Genomic DNA, 15756 nt, shown 5'->3' on the forward strand with positions numbered 1-15756 from the left:
AACGACTTATGAAACTAAAGACCACATTGTTCGGCAATGTTTATCAGTTTAAGGATGTAAAAGAGGTGCTGGCAAAAGCCAACGAACTGCGTTCGGGGGATGTGCTGGCAGGTGTTGCGGCTGAAAGCTCACAGGAGCGCGTTGCCGCGAAACAGGTGTTGTCGGAAATGTCGGTGGCGGATATTCGCAACAACCCGGTGATTTCCTATGAAGAGGACTGCGTGACGCGTCTGATTCAGGACGACGTCAATGAAACGGCCTATAACCGCATTAAAAACTGGAGCATCAGTGAGCTGCGCGAATATGTGCTGAGTGATGAAACTTCCGTGGATGACATTGCGTTTACGCGTAAAGGGCTGACTTCGGAAGTGGTGGCGGCGGTCGCGAAGATCTGCTCCAACGCCGACCTGATCTACGGTGGCAAGAAAATGCCGGTGATCAAAAAGGCCAATACCACCATCGGTATTCCGGGCACCTTTAGCTGCCGTTTGCAGCCGAACGATACCCGTGACGATGTACAGAGTATCGCCGCACAAATCTATGAAGGGCTCTCTTTCGGGGCGGGCGATGCGGTGATTGGCGTTAACCCGGTAACGGACGACGTGGAAAACTTAAGCCGCGTGCTGGATACCGTGTACGGGGTGATCGACAAGTTCAATATTCCGACGCAGGGCTGCGTGCTGGCGCACGTCACCACTCAGATTGAAGCCATTCGTCGCGGCGCGCCGGGCGGGCTGATTTTCCAGAGTATTTGCGGCAGCGAAAAAGGATTAAAAGAGTTCGGCGTGGAGCTGGCGATGCTGGATGAAGCGCGTGCGGTCGGCGCGGAGTTCAACCGTATCGCCGGGGAAAACTGCCTGTACTTTGAAACCGGGCAGGGTTCTGCGCTTTCGGCTGGAGCCAACTTCGGCGCCGACCAGGTGACGATGGAAGCGCGTAACTACGGCCTGGCGCGGCACTACGATCCGTTCCTGGTGAATACGGTGGTCGGTTTTATCGGGCCGGAGTATCTCTACAACGACCGGCAGATTATTCGCGCCGGTCTGGAAGATCACTTCATGGGCAAGCTGAGCGGCATCTCAATGGGCTGCGACTGCTGCTACACCAACCACGCCGACGCCGATCAGAACCTCAACGAAAACCTGATGATTCTGCTCGCCACCGCAGGCTGTAACTACATTATGGGCATGCCGCTCGGCGACGACATCATGCTCAACTACCAGACCACCGCATTCCACGATACCGCAACGGTACGTCAGTTACTCAACCTGCGTCCGTCGCCGGAGTTTGAGCGCTGGCTGGAAACGATGGGCATTATGGAAAACGGTCGCCTGACCAAGCGGGCGGGCGATCCGTCACTGTTCTTTTGATGACGCGGGGATGACATACGATGGATCAAAAACAGATTGAAGAAATTGTACGCAGTGTAATGGCGTCAATGGGCGAGTCGCAGCCGCAGGCCCCCGCAGAATCCGCGCCAGCCTGTAGCGCTAAACAATGTGCCGCACCTTCAGCGCCTTCAGCGGCGGAAAGCTGCGCGCTGGATTTAGGTTCGGCTGAGGCGAAAGCCTGGGTAGGCGTGGAGAATCCGCATCGCGCGGATGTGTTGGCCGAACTGCGCCGCAGCACCGCTGCGCGCGTGTGTACCGGTCGCGCGGGCCCACGTCCGCGCACCCTGGCGCTGTTGCGCTTCCTGGCGGATCACTCTCGTTCGAAAGATACCGTCCTGAAAGAGGTGCCGGAAGAGTGGGTGAAAGCACAGGGGCTGCTGGAAGTGCGTTCGGAAATCAGCGATAAAAACCTCTACCTGACCCGCCCGGATATGGGGCGTCGTCTGAGCCAGGAGGCCATTGACGCGCTGAAAGCGCAGTGTGTCGCCAGCCCGGATGTCCAGGTGGTGATTTCCGATGGTTTATCGACGGATGCGATTACCGCCAACTACGAAGAGATCCTGCCGCCGCTGCTCTCTGGCCTGAAACAGGCGGGGCTGAAAGTCGGGACGCCGTTCTTTGTACGCTATGGCCGCGTGAAGATTGAAGATCAGATCGGCGAAATTCTCGGCGCGAAAGTGGTGATTCTGCTGGTGGGCGAGCGTCCTGGCTTAGGTCAGTCGGAAAGCCTCTCCTGCTATGCGGTTTACTCACCACGGGTGGCAACCACCGTTGAAGCGGATCGTACCTGTATTTCGAATATTCACCAGGGCGGCACGCCGCCGGTTGAAGCCGCAGCGGTAATTGTGGATTTGGCGAAACGTATGCTGGAGCAGAAAGCATCCGGCATCAATATGACCCGTTAAGGAGGCAACATGCCAGCATTAGATTTGATTCGACCGTCGGTCACCGCAATGCGCGTGATTGCCTCGGTGAATGACGGTTTCGCGCGTGAGCTTAAATTACCGTCACATATACGTAGCCTCGGTCTCATCACGGCAGACTCTGATGACGTAACGTATATTGCGGCAGACGAAGCGACAAAACAGGCGATGGTGGAAGTGGTGTATGGCCGTTCACTGTATGCCGGAGCGGCCCACGGGCCGTCGCCGACGGCCGGTGAAGTCTTGATTATGTTGGGCGGCCCGAACCCGGCGGAAGTGCGGGCGGGTCTGGATGCGATGGTGGCGCATATTGAAGGCGGCGCAGCGTTCCAGTGGGCCAACGATGCGGAAGATACTGCATTCCTGGCGCATGTGGTTTCGCGTACCGGGTCTTATCTCTCATCAACCTCAGGCATCGCGCTGGGCGATCCTATCGCTTATCTGGTGGCGCCGCCGCTGGAAGCGACGTTTGGCATTGATGCGGCGATGAAATCCGCCGATGTCCAACTGGTGACTTACGTGCCGCCGCCGTCAGAAACCAACTACTCTGCGGCGTTTTTAACGGGGAGCCAGGCCGCCTGTAAAGCTGCCTGCAACGCCTTTACCGATGCCGTTCTGGATATTGCCCGTAATCCCGTCCAGCGCGCGTAAGAGAGGTAGCGATGATCAATGCACTGGGATTACTGGAAGTGGATGGCATGGTTGCCGCCGTTGATGCGGCGGACGCCATGCTGAAAGCCGCCAATGTGCGATTGCTCAGCCACGAAGTGCTCGATCCCGGCCGGCTGACGCTGGTGGTGGAGGGCGATCTGGCGGCGTGTCGCGCGGCGCTGGATGCCGGAAGCGCCGCAGCACAACGCACGGGCCGTGTTATCAGCCGCAAAGAAATTGGGCGGCCGGAAGACGACACCCAGTGGCTGATCGGCGGCTTTAAGCGCCAGCCAACGAAAGTCGGAAAGACGCCAGATGCGCCTGTTACCTCTGAATCCTCAGAAGCGCTGTTGGCGTTATTAGCATCAGTACGTCAGGGAATGACGGCAGGGGAGGTGGCCGCGCATTTTGGCTGGTCACTGGAGCGCGCCAGAAATGCGCTGGAGCAACTCTTTTCTGACGGGGCGTTGCGTAAACGCAGTAGTCGCTATCGTCTGAAGAAAGTATAACCTGTCGGAGGTGCCGGGGACGTTGCGCCCCGGCTTTGAAGATCATGAAAAAGACTCGTACAGCAAACTTGCACCATCTTTATCATGAAGCGTTACCCGAAGACGTTAAACTTACGCCTCTGGTTGAGGTGGATAATGTTCACCAGCGGCTGACAACGGACGTCTATGAGCACGCCCTGACGATAACCGCCTGGCAGCAGATTTACGATCAGCTGCATCCCGGTAAATTTCATGGGGAATTCACGGAAATCCTGCTGGATGAAATTCAGGTGTTCCGTGAGTACACCGGTCTGGCGCTGCGTCAGTCTTGCCTGGTCTGGCCGAACTCCTTCTGGTTCGGTATTCCGGCAACGCGCGGCGAGCAAGGTTTTATCGGCACGCAGTGCATTGGCAGCGCGGAGATCGCCACCCGTCCTGGCGGGACGGAGTTTGAGCTGAGCACGCCGGATGATTACACCATCCTTGGCGTGGTTATCTCGGAGGAGGTGCTTACCCGGCAGGCCAATTTCCTGCATCACCCGGAAAGGGTGTTGCATATGCTGCGTAACCAGTCTGCGCTGGAGGTGAAAGAGCAGCATAAAGCGGCGCTGTGGGGCTTTGTCCAGCAGGCGCTGGCGACGTTCAGCGAGAACCCGGAAAACCTGCATCAGCATGCGGTGCGTAAAGTGCTGGGGGATAACCTGCTGCTGGCGATGGGGACGATGCTGGAAGAAGCGCAGCCGATTATAACGGCAGAAAGCGTCAGCCATCAGAGCTATCGAAAATTGCTGTCCCGCGCGCGGGAATACGTGCTGGAGAATATGTCGGAGCCGCTGACGGTGCTCGATCTGTGTAATCAGCTGCACGTCAGCCGCCGCACGTTGCAAAACGCGTTTCACGCGATTCTGGGGATTGGCCCGAACGCGTGGCTGAAGCGGATTCGATTAAACGCGGTGCGAAGGGAGCTGATCAGTCCGTGGTCGCAAAGTTCGACGGTCAAAGAGGCGGCAATGCAGTGGGGGTTCTGGCATCTGGGGCAGTTCGCGACCGATTACCAGCAGCTGTTTGCCGAAAAACCGTCGCTGACGCTGCATCAGCGTATGCGCCAGTGGATGTGATGACATTATTGTGCCGGATGCGACGCTTTGCGTCTTATCCGGCCTACGGGCGCTACCGTTGCAGTTGTAGGCCGGATAAGGCGTTAGCCGTCATCAGGCAAAACGCGGCCAGGTAAATTACACCCAGTCGCGGACTTTGATAAATTCGCTCAGCGCCGCTTCCGGGCTGCCTTCTTCCGGCTGCCAGTCGTACTCCCAGCGCACCAGCGGCGGCATCGACATCAAAATGGACTCGGTGCGTCCGCCCGTTTGCAGGCCAAACAGCGTGCCGCGATCCCACACCAGATTAAACTCCACATAGCGGCCCCGGCGATAAAGCTGGAAATGACGCTCGCGCTCGCCCCAGGCCATTGCTTTACGCCGCTCGACAATTGGCAGAAAAGCATCGGTATAGCCTTTGCCTACCGCCTGCATAAAGCGAAAGCAGCTGTCGAAATCCGGCGTGTTCAGATCGTCGAAGAAAAGCCCGCCAATACCGCGCTGCTCATCGCGATGCTTCAGGAAAAAGTAATCGTCGCACCATTTTTTATAGCGCGGATAGACGTCCTCGCCGTAGGGCTGGCACAGATCCCGCGCCGTGCGGTGCCAGTGAATGGCATCCTCTTCAAACGCGTAATAGGGCGTCAGGTCGAAACCGCCGCCAAACCACCAGACTGGCTCCGCGCCGGGCTTCTCCGCAATAAAAAAGCGAACATTGGCATGGCTGGTTGGAATGTACGGATTCAACGGATGCACCACCAGCGACACGCCCATCGCTTCAAAACTGCGCCCAGCCAGCTCCGGGCGGTGTGCCGTCGCGGAGGCGGGCATCGCGTCGCCGTGAACATGGGAGAAATTTACCCCAGCCTGCTCAAAGACACCGCCGTTACGCAGTACCCGGCTGCGCCCGCCGCCACCCGCGTCGCGCTGCCAGCTATCTTCAACAAAATCAGCGCCATCAACGGCGGCTAACTGCTGGCAAATATCATCCTGAAGGCTGAGCAGGAACTGTTTTACGCGTTGTGCATCGGGTTTCATGATTACCGTTTCTTCGAGTGTGCTTTCTGGTTATCAAACCAGTGGAAATAACTGATCACGCCATTGGCTATCGCGGTGGCGATTTTCTGCCGGAATGCGGTGGTGCCTAACAGACGCTCCTCTTCCGGGTTGGTGATAAATGAGGTTTCTACCAGTACGGAGGGAATTGACGGTGATTTTAGCACCACAAACGCCGCCTGTTCCGTATTGCGACTGTGCAGACGATGCACTGGCTTGATCTTCTTAAGAATATGCGATCCCAGCGTCAGGCTATTTTTGATGGTGTCGGTTTGCACCAGATCGAACAACACCTGCTGCAACAGATGATCTTTATCGGTCGCTTTTTTCCCCGCGACTTCATCGGCGCGGTTTTCACGGTCGGAGAGGTATTTCGCCATGGCGCTACTGGCGCCGCGATTAGAAAGCGCAAACACCGAGGCTCCTGCGGCGCTGGGGTTGGTAAAGCCATCTGCGTGGATGGACATAAACAGATCCGCGCCGTGCTTGTGGGCGATTTCCACGCGATCGTACAGGGGAATAAAGGTGTCGCCCGTGCGTGTCAGGCGCGCATCAATCCCCTGGTTGCGCAAAATCGCGCGCACGTTTTTGGCGATCTCCAGCACGACGTGTTTTTCCTTCGAGCCGTTGCGACCAATCGCGCCGGTGTCGATACCGCCGTGGCCGGGGTCGAGAACAACAATGCGTCTGGCACCTGCTTTTTTGGCCTTCGGTTTGCTGTGACCATTACCGGTCTTTAGCGCTTCTTCTTTAGCGATGGCGTGCGACATGCCCGACAGCGTCAGAGCCGCCAGCCCGGCTTTCAGCACCTGGCGGCGCGATGTGAGAGTTTTTAAGGGTTTAAAAGTGCTCATACAGCCTGAGTTGTGAAAATTGAGTTCCAGATGTTATATCGTATCGCGTAATCCGTTACGACTGTTCGTGATGAGAATTGTTTTACTTTTCATTTCAATACGTGACAATCCGTCATTATGCCATTTTTTTCGCCGTTTCGCGTCAGATATTGGCTAAATCAGTCGTTCGCGCCATAATCGGAGTTTTAACCTTGAAAAGGGTCTCAATACCATGGAGATACGCGTTTTTCGCCAGGAAGATTTCGAAGAGGTGATCACCCTCTGGGAGCGCTGCGATTTGCTGCGTCCGTGGAACGATCCTGAAATGGATATCGAACGTAAGCTGAACCATGACGTCAGCTTGTTCCTGGTCGCTGAGGTGAATGGCGAGGTGGTCGGTACGGTCATGGGCGGCTATGACGGCCATCGGGGTTCTGCCTATTATCTTGGCGTACACCCGGAGTTTCGCGGTCGTGGCATCGCCAATGCGCTGTTGAACCGGCTGGAGAAAAAGCTCATTGCTCGCGGCTGCCCGAAAATCCAAATCATGGTGCGGGAAGACAACGACATTGTACTGGGCATGTACGAGCGCCTGGGTTATGAACATTCGGACGCGTTAAGTCTGGGCAAGCGTCTGATTGAAGATGAAGAGTACTGAGTTTCATCCTGCTGACTACGACGGTCATGGGCGCTTGCGCCTGCCTTTTCTGTTCTGGTGCGTGCTGCTGCTTCAGGCGCGTACCTGGGTGCTGTTTGTGATTGCTGGCTCCTCCCGCGAGCAGGGCAATACGCTGCTGAATCTGTTTTATCCCGATCACGATACGTTCTGGCTGGGGTTGTTGCCCGGCGTCCCGGCGGTACTGGCGTTTTTACTGAGCGGGCGGCGCGACGCTTTCCCGGTGCTGTGGCGCGGGCTGCGCGGCTTGTTGATTCTGGCGCAGGGCGTTCTGCTCTGCTGGCAACCGGTACTGTGGCTGTACGGTGAACCGGTAAACGGCATCGGGCTGGCGCTGGTGGTGGCCGATATTGTCGCGCTTATCTGGTTGCTCTCTAACCGCCGTGTACGCGCCTGCTTTGCGCCGGTAAAAGAATAACGGCACTTTTTGGCGAAACCGGACTCCAAACAACGTTGATTAATAAAGAAAGGAAGTGAGATGAAATCGCTGCGTTTGATTTTATGCGCAATGCCGCTGGTGCTGAGCGGCTGTTCAACCCTCTCGTCGGTGAACTGGTCTGCTGCGAATCCGTGGAACTGGTTTGGCTCGTCGACAGAGGTCACTGAGCAGGGCGTTGGGGCATTAACTGCGTCCACGCCGCTGGATGAAAAAGCGATTACTGACGCGCTGGATGGCGACTATCGCCTGCGTAGCGGAATGAAAACCCAGAACGGCAACGTGGTGCGTTTTTTTGAAGCGATGAAAGAGGACAAGGTTGCGCTGGTTATCAATGGCGACCAGGGAACCATCAGCCGTATTGATGTGCTGGACAGCGATATTCCATCGCAGGCAGGCGTTGAAATCGGTACGCCGTTTAGCGACCTTTACAGCAAAGCCTTCGGTAACTGCCAGAAAGCGACGGGCGATGACAGCGCGTCGGTCGAGTGTAAAGCACAAGACAGTCAACATATTAGCTATCTGTTCTCCGGCGAGTGGAACGGCCCGGAAGGGTTAATGCCTCCTGACGACACGCTGAAGAACTGGAAAGTGAGCAAAATCATCTGGCGCCGTTAATTTGCGTCTGAACAAACCGCCTCGCTGAAAAAACGGGTACAATACGCCCATCAATGCCACGCAGCCGTGGCATTCTTATTTTTCAGGAGGAACAATGTCTCAGGTTCAAAGTGGCATTTTGCCAGAACACTGCCGCGCGGCGATTTGGATTGAAGCCAATGTAAAAGGGGATGTCGATGCCCTGCGTGCGGCCAGCAAAGCGTTTGCCGATAAACTGGCAACCTTCGAAGCGAAATTCCCTGACGCGCATCTGGGCGCGGTTGTCGCATTTGGCAACAACACCTGGCGCGCCCTGAGCGGCGGCGTTGGGGCTGAAGAGCTGAAAGATTTTATCCCTTACGGTAAAGGTCTGGCGCCGGCAACCCAGTACGATGTGCTGATCCACATTCTTTCACTGCGTCACGACGTGAACTTCTCTGTCGCGCAGGCGGCAATGGCGGCTTTTGGCGAGTGCATCGAGGTGCAGGAAGAAGTCCACGGTTTCCGTTGGGTGGAAGAACGCGATCTCAGCGGCTTCGTTGACGGGACGGAAAACCCGGCGGGAGAAGAGGTTCGCCGCGAAGTCGCGGTCATCAAAGACGGCGTGGATGCGGGCGGCAGCTACGTGTTCGTTCAGCGTTGGGAACACAACCTGACGCAGCTCAACCGCATGAGCGTTCACGACCAGGAGATGATGATTGGTCGTACTAAAGAAGCCAACGAAGAGATCGATGGCGATGACCGTCCGGTCACGTCTCACCTGACCCGCGTGGATCTGAAAGAGGACGGCAAAGGGCTGAAAATTGTGCGCCAGAGCCTGCCATACGGTACGGCCAGCGGCACCCACGGCCTCTATTTCTGCGCTTACTGCGCGCGTCTGTACAATATTGAGCAGCAGTTGCTGAGCATGTTTGGCGATACCGACGGGAAGCGTGACGCCATGCTGCGCTTCACGAAGCCAGTGACGGGCGGCTATTACTTCGCACCGTCTCTGGACAGATTGATGGCGCTGTAATTTCTTTTGCCGGATGGCGGCGTCGTTTTACCCGGCCTACAGAGACTTTTTGTAGGCCGGGCAAGCGAAACGCCCCCGGCAGCCCTGCCTTATCGGTTACTCATGTTTTAACGCCGCGTATATCTGATCCACCACCCAACCGTATGTGGCTATCGGCATCAACCCGCTGTTAAACATATTCGGGTTCTTTTGCGGGTCGGCGACGGGCGAGTGCGGTTTGTTGCTCAGCATCACAATCGCCATCTGATTAGCCGGGTCGATAACGGTCAGCGTCCCTGTCCATCCGGTATGGCCGTATGCCTGCGCGCTGGCCAGCGTGCCGAATGTCGGCGTCATGGACGCATTGCCGTTAACACGCCAGCCGAGACCAAACGTGGCATCCTCCGGCGAGGATTGCGTGAACATTTTCACGGTTTCCGGGCTGAACAGCGTCACGTTACCGTACCCTCCGCCATTCAGCATGGTCTGCATCAGTACCGCAATATCGCCGGTATTCGAAAACAGTCCCGCATGTCCTGAAACACCGCCCATCGAGTAGAATGCTTTTTCATCATGCACCTGGCCCCATAGGGTGGTCGTGCGGATATTGGGGAAATGAATCACGCCATCCCGGGTATTGCCGTTCAGTTCCGTCGCGGCGATCTGCTGTTGGCGGAAGCCTTTCTGTAGCGGGTTAAAGACCGTATGCGTTAAACCGAGCGGGCGATAGAGGTTCTCTTCAACATAACGATCGAGCGGCTGGCCCGTCACGGACTCCACGATAAACCCAAGCAGCATATAATCCACATCGCTGTAGATGTGTTTCGTGCCGGGGCGGTACGCCAGCGGCGTGCGTTTGATCATCTCCAGCGTGGTGGCTTTATCCTGCGAATACAACTCGCCCGCGACGGCCTGGTTCGGGTATTGCGGGTCAGCAGGGAAACCGCCGGAATGATGCAGCAGATCCGCAATGCGTAACGTGCTTTTCCCTTTAATCGCATCCCCCGGACGATCGCCAAAACCGGGAATATATTTCGAGATAAGATCGTCCGGCTGTAATTTGCCCTCTGACATCAGTTTTTGCAGGGCAAAGTTCGTGGCATACATTTTTGTATTTGATGCCAGGTCGTACAGGGTGTCAGTGGTTGCCTTGACGGGATGAGACATCAGGACGCTGCCGTCATATTTTTTAGCCTGACCCCAGGCCTTACGATAAACAATATGACTGTCTTTAATAATGAGCAGGTTAACGCTCGGATAACCGGCATCAACCTGTTGCGCTATCCAGTTATCCAGCGCGTTAAGCCGTTCAATATTAAATCCTGCTTTTTCCGGCGCGGCGTCAGTCAATACCGGAAATGGCGCGGCGCTGGCAGTGCAACTGAGCGCCAGCAGGGAAGCAAAAAGTAATGTCATTTTCATGGTATTAGTCCAGATTCACATTACGGCAGCCAAAGAGAGCGGTAAAAATAAATCCGCCAAGATACGCAATCAGCATTCCTCCGGCATATACCGCCATTGCGGGCAGAATACCTTGCGCGGACGTCATTAACGGCAGCGCCACCAGACCGGATGGACCAAAGGCGCTGTTTAAGCCCATCGGCAGACCCGACCAGGCCACTAAGCCGATGAACAGCCCCCCGGCAGCGCCGCCGAGGCAGGCGGTGATAAACGGTTTCATTCGTGGCAGCGTAACGCCGTAAATCAGCGGTTCGCCAACACCGAGTAAGCCGGGAATAATCGCCCCGCGAACCTGGCTGCGTAACACGCTGTGTTTTTCTGCTCGCCAGTAGAGCGCCAGTGCGGCGCCGACCTGACCTGCGCCCGCCATAGAAAGAATAGGGAACAGGCTGTTGAATCCCTGGCTACTCATTAATGCCAGATAGACGGGAATGAAGCCCTGATGGACGCCAAACACCACCGAAACAAGAAACAGACCCGCCAGAACGGCGCAGCCCAGCGGGTTGCTGTTGAGGTGGATAAAGAGCCATGACATCCCTTCGAACAGCCAGCCGCCCAGCGGCATGATGATCAGGTAAGCCAGTGCGGCGGTGACCAGCAGGGTTAACATGGAGGTCAGCAGCATGTCCAGATCGTCGGGCATAAAGCGTCGGATAAAGCCCTCAATACGCGCGCTGGCCCAGGCGGCGATCAGTACGCCGATAATGTTGCCGCGCGGGTCGATCGGCAGGCCAAAGAAGTCCTCAATACCGGAGAAATAGCCCGTGGTGGCGGCAGGGTTGTATCCCAACAGGAACAGCGAGGCGATGATCGCCCCGTTAACGCCGGTGCCGCCGAAAGCCTGCGCGGCGTTATAGCCAATAAGAATGACCAGAAAGGTAAACAGCCCTTTACTGAACACTTTCATAAAGTTCAGGGCGTCGGGAAGTATACCTTGCGCATCGGCCGGAACGTGCAATACTGTACCCAGCAGCGTGGCAATCCCCAGCAGCAGACCCGCAGCAATAAAACCGGGAATGAGCGGCGTAAAAATAGTGGCGAACTTCGACAGGAATTGCTGAATGCCTGAAGTTTGTTTAGCTTTTAGCTGGCTTTTGGTTTTGGCGGCGATATCTGCCGCCTGCGTGACGGTGCCGCTGTTGTCGCTCAGTAGCGCATTCATGGCATCTGCCGCCCGCTGCGCTTTACCGGGGCCAAAAATGACCTGCACCTGGTTATTCGAGAGGACCACGCCTTTCACGCCTTCGAGCGTTTTAATCGCCGGATCGACCCGATCGCTGTCATGTACCGCCAGGCGTAAACGGGTCATGCAGTTCCCGCAGGTGGCAATATTACCCGGGCCACCGACCCGGGAGATAATCGTATTCAGGAGATCATTACTGATTTCTTTTGCCATTCGCTTTATTCCTCTTCCAGTACCTGGCGAATGAAGCCGCCATGTTGCTCAAGATGCAGACTGGCTTCTGTTGCGTTGAGGTTTTTCAGTAGCATGACGATAGCGGTTTTGCAGTGACGGCCACAGGCCATCAGCGCGGCTTCAGCCTGTTGCCCGGTGCAGCCTGTCGCATTTTTCACAATATTTACCTGACGCACGTTGAGTTTTTCGTTCGTGGCGACAACATCCACCATCAGGTTGCCAAACACCTTGCCGGATTTAATCATCAGTCCGGTGGACAGCATGTTGAGAATCAGCTTCTGCGCGGTGCCCGCCTTCATACGGGAAGAACCGCTCACCACTTCGGCGCCGACAACGGGCGTGATGGCAAGCTCCGCCGCCTTTGCTACGGCGCTCCCTGGATTACAGGAGATCCCGACCGTCCGGCAGCCGAGCGTACGGGCATATTCCAGACCGGCAATCACATATGGCGTGCGACCGCTGGCCGCAATGCCCACAACCACATCTTTTTCATTGAGTGCGAGGGACTTCAGGTCGTTGACCCCAAGCTCGCGGTTGTCTTCCGCGCCTTCAATCGCATGCTGTATCGCGCGCTCGCCACCGGCGATCAAACCGATAACCAGGCCTGATTCCACGCCATAGGTCGGGGGGCATTCGCTGGCGTCAAGGATACCCAGGCGACCGGACGTTCCGGCGCCGGTATAAATCAGCCGCCCGCCAGCGCTGACCTGCGCATAAATGATGTCGATAGCCGCGGCGATCTCGGGCAGAACCTGCTCCACGGCGAGTGGAACCGTTTTATCTTCATCATTAATGATGCGGCACATATCGAGGGTGGAAGCCCGGTCAATCTCAAAAGAGGCGCGGTTAACACCTTCGGTAATCATATTTTCAAGTTGCATATTACTTACAGCCTTACAGGTTTAGCGCCCATTTCAGGAATGCTTTTTTCTGGGTGTCGTCAGCTTTCAGATACAGTTGCTGTAGCTGGGAGAGCTGGTCATGCGAAGTGGCGGGCGTCGCCGGGGAAGCGGAGCGCGCCGGAGAAGGTATCATCGTGCTGTCATCGTTGACGATGGCGCTCAGGTCGGTGAACACGGTGATGCTGTCACGGTCGAGAATTTTGATATCAAACGGTACGGGTTTCCCGGCAGCCGTCAGGGTGAATACCGGTTTTTGCGCCATCTGGCTGGCTTCTTTTTCGTCCAGCGGTTTTCCCGCAGACAGTTGCAGATCCACATTGCCGGAAGCGTTAAACGAGATGATATACGGGTTAGACGTCACGCGGCCCCGGTTATTGTTCACCGATTCAGGATTTGCCGGACTGTCGAACTTCACCACCATTTTTTGAGCGCCGTCTGGCAGCGCCACGTCTTTACTAAAAATACTGACTTTTGCCGAACGGGCCGCCAGCACGCTGACGTTATCGCCAATAAAGAGATGCGGAGCGGCAAAAGCCTGGCTGCAAAACAACAGTGCTGCGGCGGACACAAAATATTTCTTCATTTTTACTCTCCCGGAAAAGGGGAATCAGAATTCGTAACGTAAGCCAAGGTGGAAATAGTCATCAGCCGGGTTGCTGCCGCCAAAGGAGACATCATTGCCGTTCGTCCGTTTTTTCCCTTCTTCACCATTACGCCAGGAGTAAGACGCAAATATGGAACTGCGAACGGTGAGTTTGTACTGCGCTTCAAAGGTGGTATCGCGAAGTTTCAGCCCGTCGCCGTCCTCATTTTTCAGATGGCGATAGCCGGTACGTAACGCCCAGTCCGGGCTGACGTTCCAGACCAGCGTTGCTTCGTAATCTTTATCGGTGCTGTCCGCAGAACCGTCGAGGTAGGTCACTTTATCCTGGGCATAGAGCAGGCCGAACATGAAATCGCCCAGGTAGTAGCGGGTGCCGATGCCATAAAAGGTGTACTTATCGACATTATTATCCGACAGCGTGGATGTATCGTCATGGCTCGCTTTCTCTGTCTGACCGGCAATCACCGGCTGGAGGCGGCCAAAATCGCCCATATCAAGCGTATAGCGAAGGGCGGCATTATAACCGTAATCCAGATCGGAGGTGTTGTTGCCCAGAATATAGGCGGTAGAGAAATCAAAATTGCCGAATGTGTTCTGGTACTGAATAGTGCCGTCCTGACGGAAAACCTGTACCGCCGTCGGGTCAACAAAGTTTGCCTGGCGGGCCATTGCGACATCGGAGCTGGCGAACACATCGCCGATATCTGTGAACATGATCAGGCCGGATGACACGCGCCCGCCGGTCAGCTTGCCGTATTCGGCAAAATCGATCCCTGCCCAGACGTAACGCGCGGTGAAGTCATTCGGGTTTTCCGCGCTGATGTTGTTCGCGTACTCTGCGGCATTTACCTGATACTGCGTAAAACCAATAACGGCCAGCTTGTCATTAATCGCCTGGCGGGCGGAGAAACCGATACGCGCGTCAAAATCGCCCGAGGTGTCGCCTGATTTCTTGTCAGAGATATTGAATCCGAGACGCCCGTAGAGATCGATATTCGATCCGTCATTGGCCTGGTAGATCACGGCGGCATGGCTGGCGCTGGTTGCGAGAAGAGTAAAGATTGCCAGGGACTTCAGAGTACGTTTCATTATGATTATCCTTTTCTGTGTGTAGTTTTTTGTTGCTATGAAAGACGCAAGGAATCATATATTCCATAAAAATATTTACAATAGAATCATTGAATCGTAATACAAATATTGTGAGGGCTATCAAATTCTCACCCGCGTTGTGTTATCCTGCGAACAGTGCGTTGGAATTAATGATTCCATGATGACGGGAGCGGAAGAGCGATGTTGTATCTGGCGAAAATGCGTAATGCAGAGGGAGAGTTAACGGAAAATGAACAGAAAATTGCCAGCTTTCTTTTGGCCCATGTCAGCGAGCTAAAAACCGTTTCTTCCCGCAATCTGGCGAAGCAGCTGGAAGTCAGCCAGTCCAGTATTGTGAAATTTGCCCAGAAACTTGGCGCGAAGGGATTCACCGAGCTCAGAATGGCGCTCATTGAGGAGTACAGCGTCAACCGGGAAAAGAAACATGACACGGCGCTGCATCTGCACAGTACGATTACCAGTGAAGACAGCCTGGAGGTGATTGCCCGTAAGCTGAACAGAGAAAAAATGTTCGCGCTGGAGGAAACCTGTAGTCTGATGGATTTCGATCGCCTGAAGCAGGTGATTAACCTGATCAGCAAGGCCCGGCTTATTCAGATTACGGGCGTCGGCGGTTCGGCGCTGGTAGGACGGGATTTATCCTTCAAGCTGATGAAAATTGGTTATCGCGTGGCCTGCGAGGTCGATACCCATGTGCAGGCAACCATTGCTCAGGCCTTGCAGGAAGGGGACGTGCAAATAGCCATTTCCTACAGCGGGTCGAAAAAGGAGATCGTGCTTTGCGCTGAAGCGGCGCGTAAGCAGGGGGCGACGGTGATTGCGATCACCTCTTTGACGGACTCTCCGCTGCGGCGGCTGGCCGATTACACGCTGGATACCGTATCCGGTGAGACCGAATGGCGCAGTTCGTCTATGTCCACCCGAACCGCGCAGAACTCGGTGACCGATCTGCTGTTTGTTGGCATGGTGCAGCTCAATGATGTTGAGTCGCTTCGTATGATTGAGCGCAGCAGCGAGCTGATTAATCTTTTGGGCAGGAGCTAGGGACTTTTACGTAAGATTTACCCTAATTAGTGAGCTGTTCCGCAGCACTTATTTGTTTTTTCTGTATTTTCAATGT

Annotated in this window: 17 protein-coding genes; 10 read left to right on the top strand and 7 right to left on the bottom strand. The window is 55.5% G+C overall.

What is annotated here, in order from left to right; translation table 11 throughout:
- The first annotated feature begins 8 nt into the window (after positions 1–8).
- The 5 genes from eutB to eutR are packed head-to-tail and all read left to right on the top strand — an operon-like array spanning position 9 to position 4571.
- Positions 9–1370 (top strand): ethanolamine ammonia-lyase subunit alpha, encoded by a 1362-nt coding sequence (eutB, locus tag FD428_RS06295; protein ID WP_012131337.1) that lies wholly within the window; start codon positions 9–11, stop codon positions 1368–1370.
- Between the two features lie 20 nt (positions 1371–1390).
- Positions 1391–2296, top strand: a complete 906-nt coding sequence (eutC, locus tag FD428_RS06300; RefSeq protein WP_012131338.1) for an ethanolamine ammonia-lyase subunit EutC — start codon at positions 1391–1393, stop codon at positions 2294–2296.
- 9 nt (positions 2297–2305) lie between these two features.
- The gene (eutL, locus tag FD428_RS06305) at positions 2306–2965 is read left to right on the top strand and encodes an ethanolamine utilization microcompartment protein EutL (protein ID WP_047462132.1); all 660 of its coding nucleotides are present in this window, start codon (positions 2306–2308) and stop codon (positions 2963–2965) included.
- Between the two features lie 11 nt (positions 2966–2976).
- Positions 2977–3474 (top strand): ethanolamine utilization microcompartment protein EutK, encoded by a 498-nt coding sequence (gene eutK / locus FD428_RS06310; protein ID WP_012131340.1) that lies wholly within the window; start codon positions 2977–2979, stop codon positions 3472–3474.
- A gap of 44 nt (positions 3475–3518) precedes the next feature.
- The gene (gene eutR, locus FD428_RS06315; RefSeq protein WP_012131341.1) at positions 3519–4571 is read left to right on the top strand and encodes an HTH-type transcriptional regulator EutR; all 1053 of its coding nucleotides are present in this window, start codon (positions 3519–3521) and stop codon (positions 4569–4571) included.
- 117 nt (positions 4572–4688) lie between these two features.
- Here eutR and hemF read toward each other — a convergent pair whose 3' ends face one another.
- Together hemF and amiA are read right to left on the bottom strand one after the other, a co-directional pair.
- On the bottom strand, positions 4689–5588 hold the full coding sequence (gene hemF / locus FD428_RS06320; protein ID WP_101744322.1) for an oxygen-dependent coproporphyrinogen oxidase: 900 nt from the start codon (positions 5586–5588) through the stop codon (positions 4689–4691).
- A gap of 2 nt (positions 5589–5590) precedes the next feature.
- Entirely contained in the window at positions 5591–6460 is an 870-nt protein-coding gene (amiA, locus tag FD428_RS06325; RefSeq protein WP_012131343.1) for an N-acetylmuramoyl-L-alanine amidase AmiA, read from the bottom strand.
- 211 nt (positions 6461–6671) lie between these two features.
- Between amiA and FD428_RS06330 the strand changes: the two genes are divergently transcribed.
- The 4 genes from FD428_RS06330 to yfeX all read left to right on the top strand — a co-directional run bounded on the left by FD428_RS06330 (position 6672) and on the right by yfeX (position 9163).
- Positions 6672–7097 (top strand): GNAT family acetyltransferase, encoded by a 426-nt coding sequence (locus tag FD428_RS06330; protein WP_012131345.1) that lies wholly within the window; start codon positions 6672–6674, stop codon positions 7095–7097.
- Positions 7084–7533 carry a DUF2919 domain-containing protein gene (locus FD428_RS06335; protein WP_114848617.1) on the top strand — a complete coding sequence of 150 codons (450 nt, stop codon included), beginning with the start codon at positions 7084–7086 and terminating at the stop codon, positions 7531–7533. Before FD428_RS06330 ends, FD428_RS06335 begins: the two co-directional genes overlap by 14 nt.
- Positions 7534–7593: 60 nt before the next feature.
- Positions 7594–8169 (top strand): RpoE-regulated lipoprotein, encoded by a 576-nt coding sequence (locus FD428_RS06340; RefSeq protein ID WP_024130133.1) that lies wholly within the window; start codon positions 7594–7596, stop codon positions 8167–8169.
- Between the two features lie 94 nt (positions 8170–8263).
- Positions 8264–9163 carry a porphyrinogen peroxidase gene (gene yfeX / locus FD428_RS06345; RefSeq protein ID WP_101744324.1) on the top strand — a complete coding sequence of 300 codons (900 nt, stop codon included), beginning with the start codon at positions 8264–8266 and terminating at the stop codon, positions 9161–9163.
- Positions 9164–9259: 96 nt separating this feature from the next.
- Here the strand turns inward: yfeX and pbp4b are convergent, their stop codons facing one another.
- Genes pbp4b through FD428_RS06370 form a run of 5 tightly spaced genes read right to left on the bottom strand, consistent with a single transcriptional unit; the run spans position 9260 to position 14615 of the window.
- On the bottom strand, positions 9260–10564 hold the full coding sequence (gene pbp4b / locus FD428_RS06350) for a penicillin binding protein PBP4B (RefSeq protein WP_058667847.1): 1305 nt from the start codon (positions 10562–10564) through the stop codon (positions 9260–9262).
- Between the two features lie 4 nt (positions 10565–10568).
- The gene (gene murP / locus FD428_RS06355) at positions 10569–11999 is read right to left on the bottom strand and encodes a PTS N-acetylmuramic acid transporter subunit IIBC (protein ID WP_114848618.1); all 1431 of its coding nucleotides are present in this window, start codon (positions 11997–11999) and stop codon (positions 10569–10571) included.
- A gap of 5 nt (positions 12000–12004) precedes the next feature.
- Complete coding sequence (gene murQ, locus FD428_RS06360; RefSeq protein ID WP_114848619.1) at positions 12005–12901, bottom strand: N-acetylmuramic acid 6-phosphate etherase; 897 nt, start codon at positions 12899–12901, stop codon at positions 12005–12007.
- Between the two features lie 13 nt (positions 12902–12914).
- Entirely contained in the window at positions 12915–13505 is a 591-nt protein-coding gene (locus tag FD428_RS06365) for a DUF2057 family protein (protein ID WP_114848620.1), read from the bottom strand.
- 24 nt (positions 13506–13529) lie between these two features.
- Positions 13530–14615 carry a porin gene (locus tag FD428_RS06370; RefSeq protein ID WP_012131354.1) on the bottom strand — a complete coding sequence of 362 codons (1086 nt, stop codon included), beginning with the start codon at positions 14613–14615 and terminating at the stop codon, positions 13530–13532.
- Between the two features lie 201 nt (positions 14616–14816).
- Here FD428_RS06370 and murR point away from each other — a divergent pair, with 201 nt between their 5' ends.
- Positions 14817–15680 carry an HTH-type transcriptional regulator MurR gene (gene murR, locus FD428_RS06375; RefSeq protein WP_012131355.1) on the top strand — a complete coding sequence of 288 codons (864 nt, stop codon included), beginning with the start codon at positions 14817–14819 and terminating at the stop codon, positions 15678–15680.
- Positions 15681–15756 lie beyond the last annotated feature (76 nt).

The organism is Citrobacter sp. TBCP-5362, from assembly GCF_005406305.1.
GTDB lineage: Bacteria > Pseudomonadota > Gammaproteobacteria > Enterobacterales > Enterobacteriaceae > Citrobacter_B > Citrobacter_B koseri.

Excerpts from the sequence above, each read along its gene's own strand:
- eutB (WP_012131337.1), top strand. The coding sequence starts at position 9 with ATGAAACTAAAGACCACATTGTTCGGCAATGTTTATCAGTTTAAGGAT.
- eutK (WP_012131340.1), top strand. The coding sequence starts at position 2,977 with ATGATCAATGCACTGGGATTACTGGAAGTGGATGGCATGGTTGCCGCC.
- hemF (WP_101744322.1), bottom strand. The coding sequence starts at position 5,588 with ATGAAACCCGATGCACAACGCGTAAAACAGTTCCTGCTCAGCCTTCAG.
- FD428_RS06335 (WP_114848617.1), top strand. The coding sequence starts at position 7,084 with ATGAAGAGTACTGAGTTTCATCCTGCTGACTACGACGGTCATGGGCGC.
- murP (WP_114848618.1), bottom strand. The coding sequence starts at position 11,999 with ATGGCAAAAGAAATCAGTAATGATCTCCTGAATACGATTATCTCCCGG.
- FD428_RS06370 (WP_012131354.1), bottom strand. The coding sequence starts at position 14,615 with ATGAAACGTACTCTGAAGTCCCTGGCAATCTTTACTCTTCTCGCAACC.
- pbp4b (WP_058667847.1), bottom strand. The coding sequence starts at position 10,564 with ATGAAAATGACATTACTTTTTGCTTCCCTGCTGGCGCTCAGTTGCACT.
- FD428_RS06365 (WP_114848620.1), bottom strand. The coding sequence starts at position 13,505 with ATGAAGAAATATTTTGTGTCCGCCGCAGCACTGTTGTTTTGCAGCCAG.
- FD428_RS06340 (WP_024130133.1), top strand. The coding sequence starts at position 7,594 with ATGAAATCGCTGCGTTTGATTTTATGCGCAATGCCGCTGGTGCTGAGC.
- eutL (WP_047462132.1), top strand. The coding sequence starts at position 2,306 with ATGCCAGCATTAGATTTGATTCGACCGTCGGTCACCGCAATGCGCGTG.
- eutC (WP_012131338.1), top strand. The coding sequence starts at position 1,391 with ATGGATCAAAAACAGATTGAAGAAATTGTACGCAGTGTAATGGCGTCA.
- murR (WP_012131355.1), top strand. The coding sequence starts at position 14,817 with ATGTTGTATCTGGCGAAAATGCGTAATGCAGAGGGAGAGTTAACGGAA.
- murQ (WP_114848619.1), bottom strand. The coding sequence starts at position 12,901 with ATGCAACTTGAAAATATGATTACCGAAGGTGTTAACCGCGCCTCTTTT.
- yfeX (WP_101744324.1), top strand. The coding sequence starts at position 8,264 with ATGTCTCAGGTTCAAAGTGGCATTTTGCCAGAACACTGCCGCGCGGCG.
- FD428_RS06330 (WP_012131345.1), top strand. The coding sequence starts at position 6,672 with ATGGAGATACGCGTTTTTCGCCAGGAAGATTTCGAAGAGGTGATCACC.
- amiA (WP_012131343.1), bottom strand. The coding sequence starts at position 6,460 with ATGAGCACTTTTAAACCCTTAAAAACTCTCACATCGCGCCGCCAGGTG.
- eutR (WP_012131341.1), top strand. The coding sequence starts at position 3,519 with ATGAAAAAGACTCGTACAGCAAACTTGCACCATCTTTATCATGAAGCG.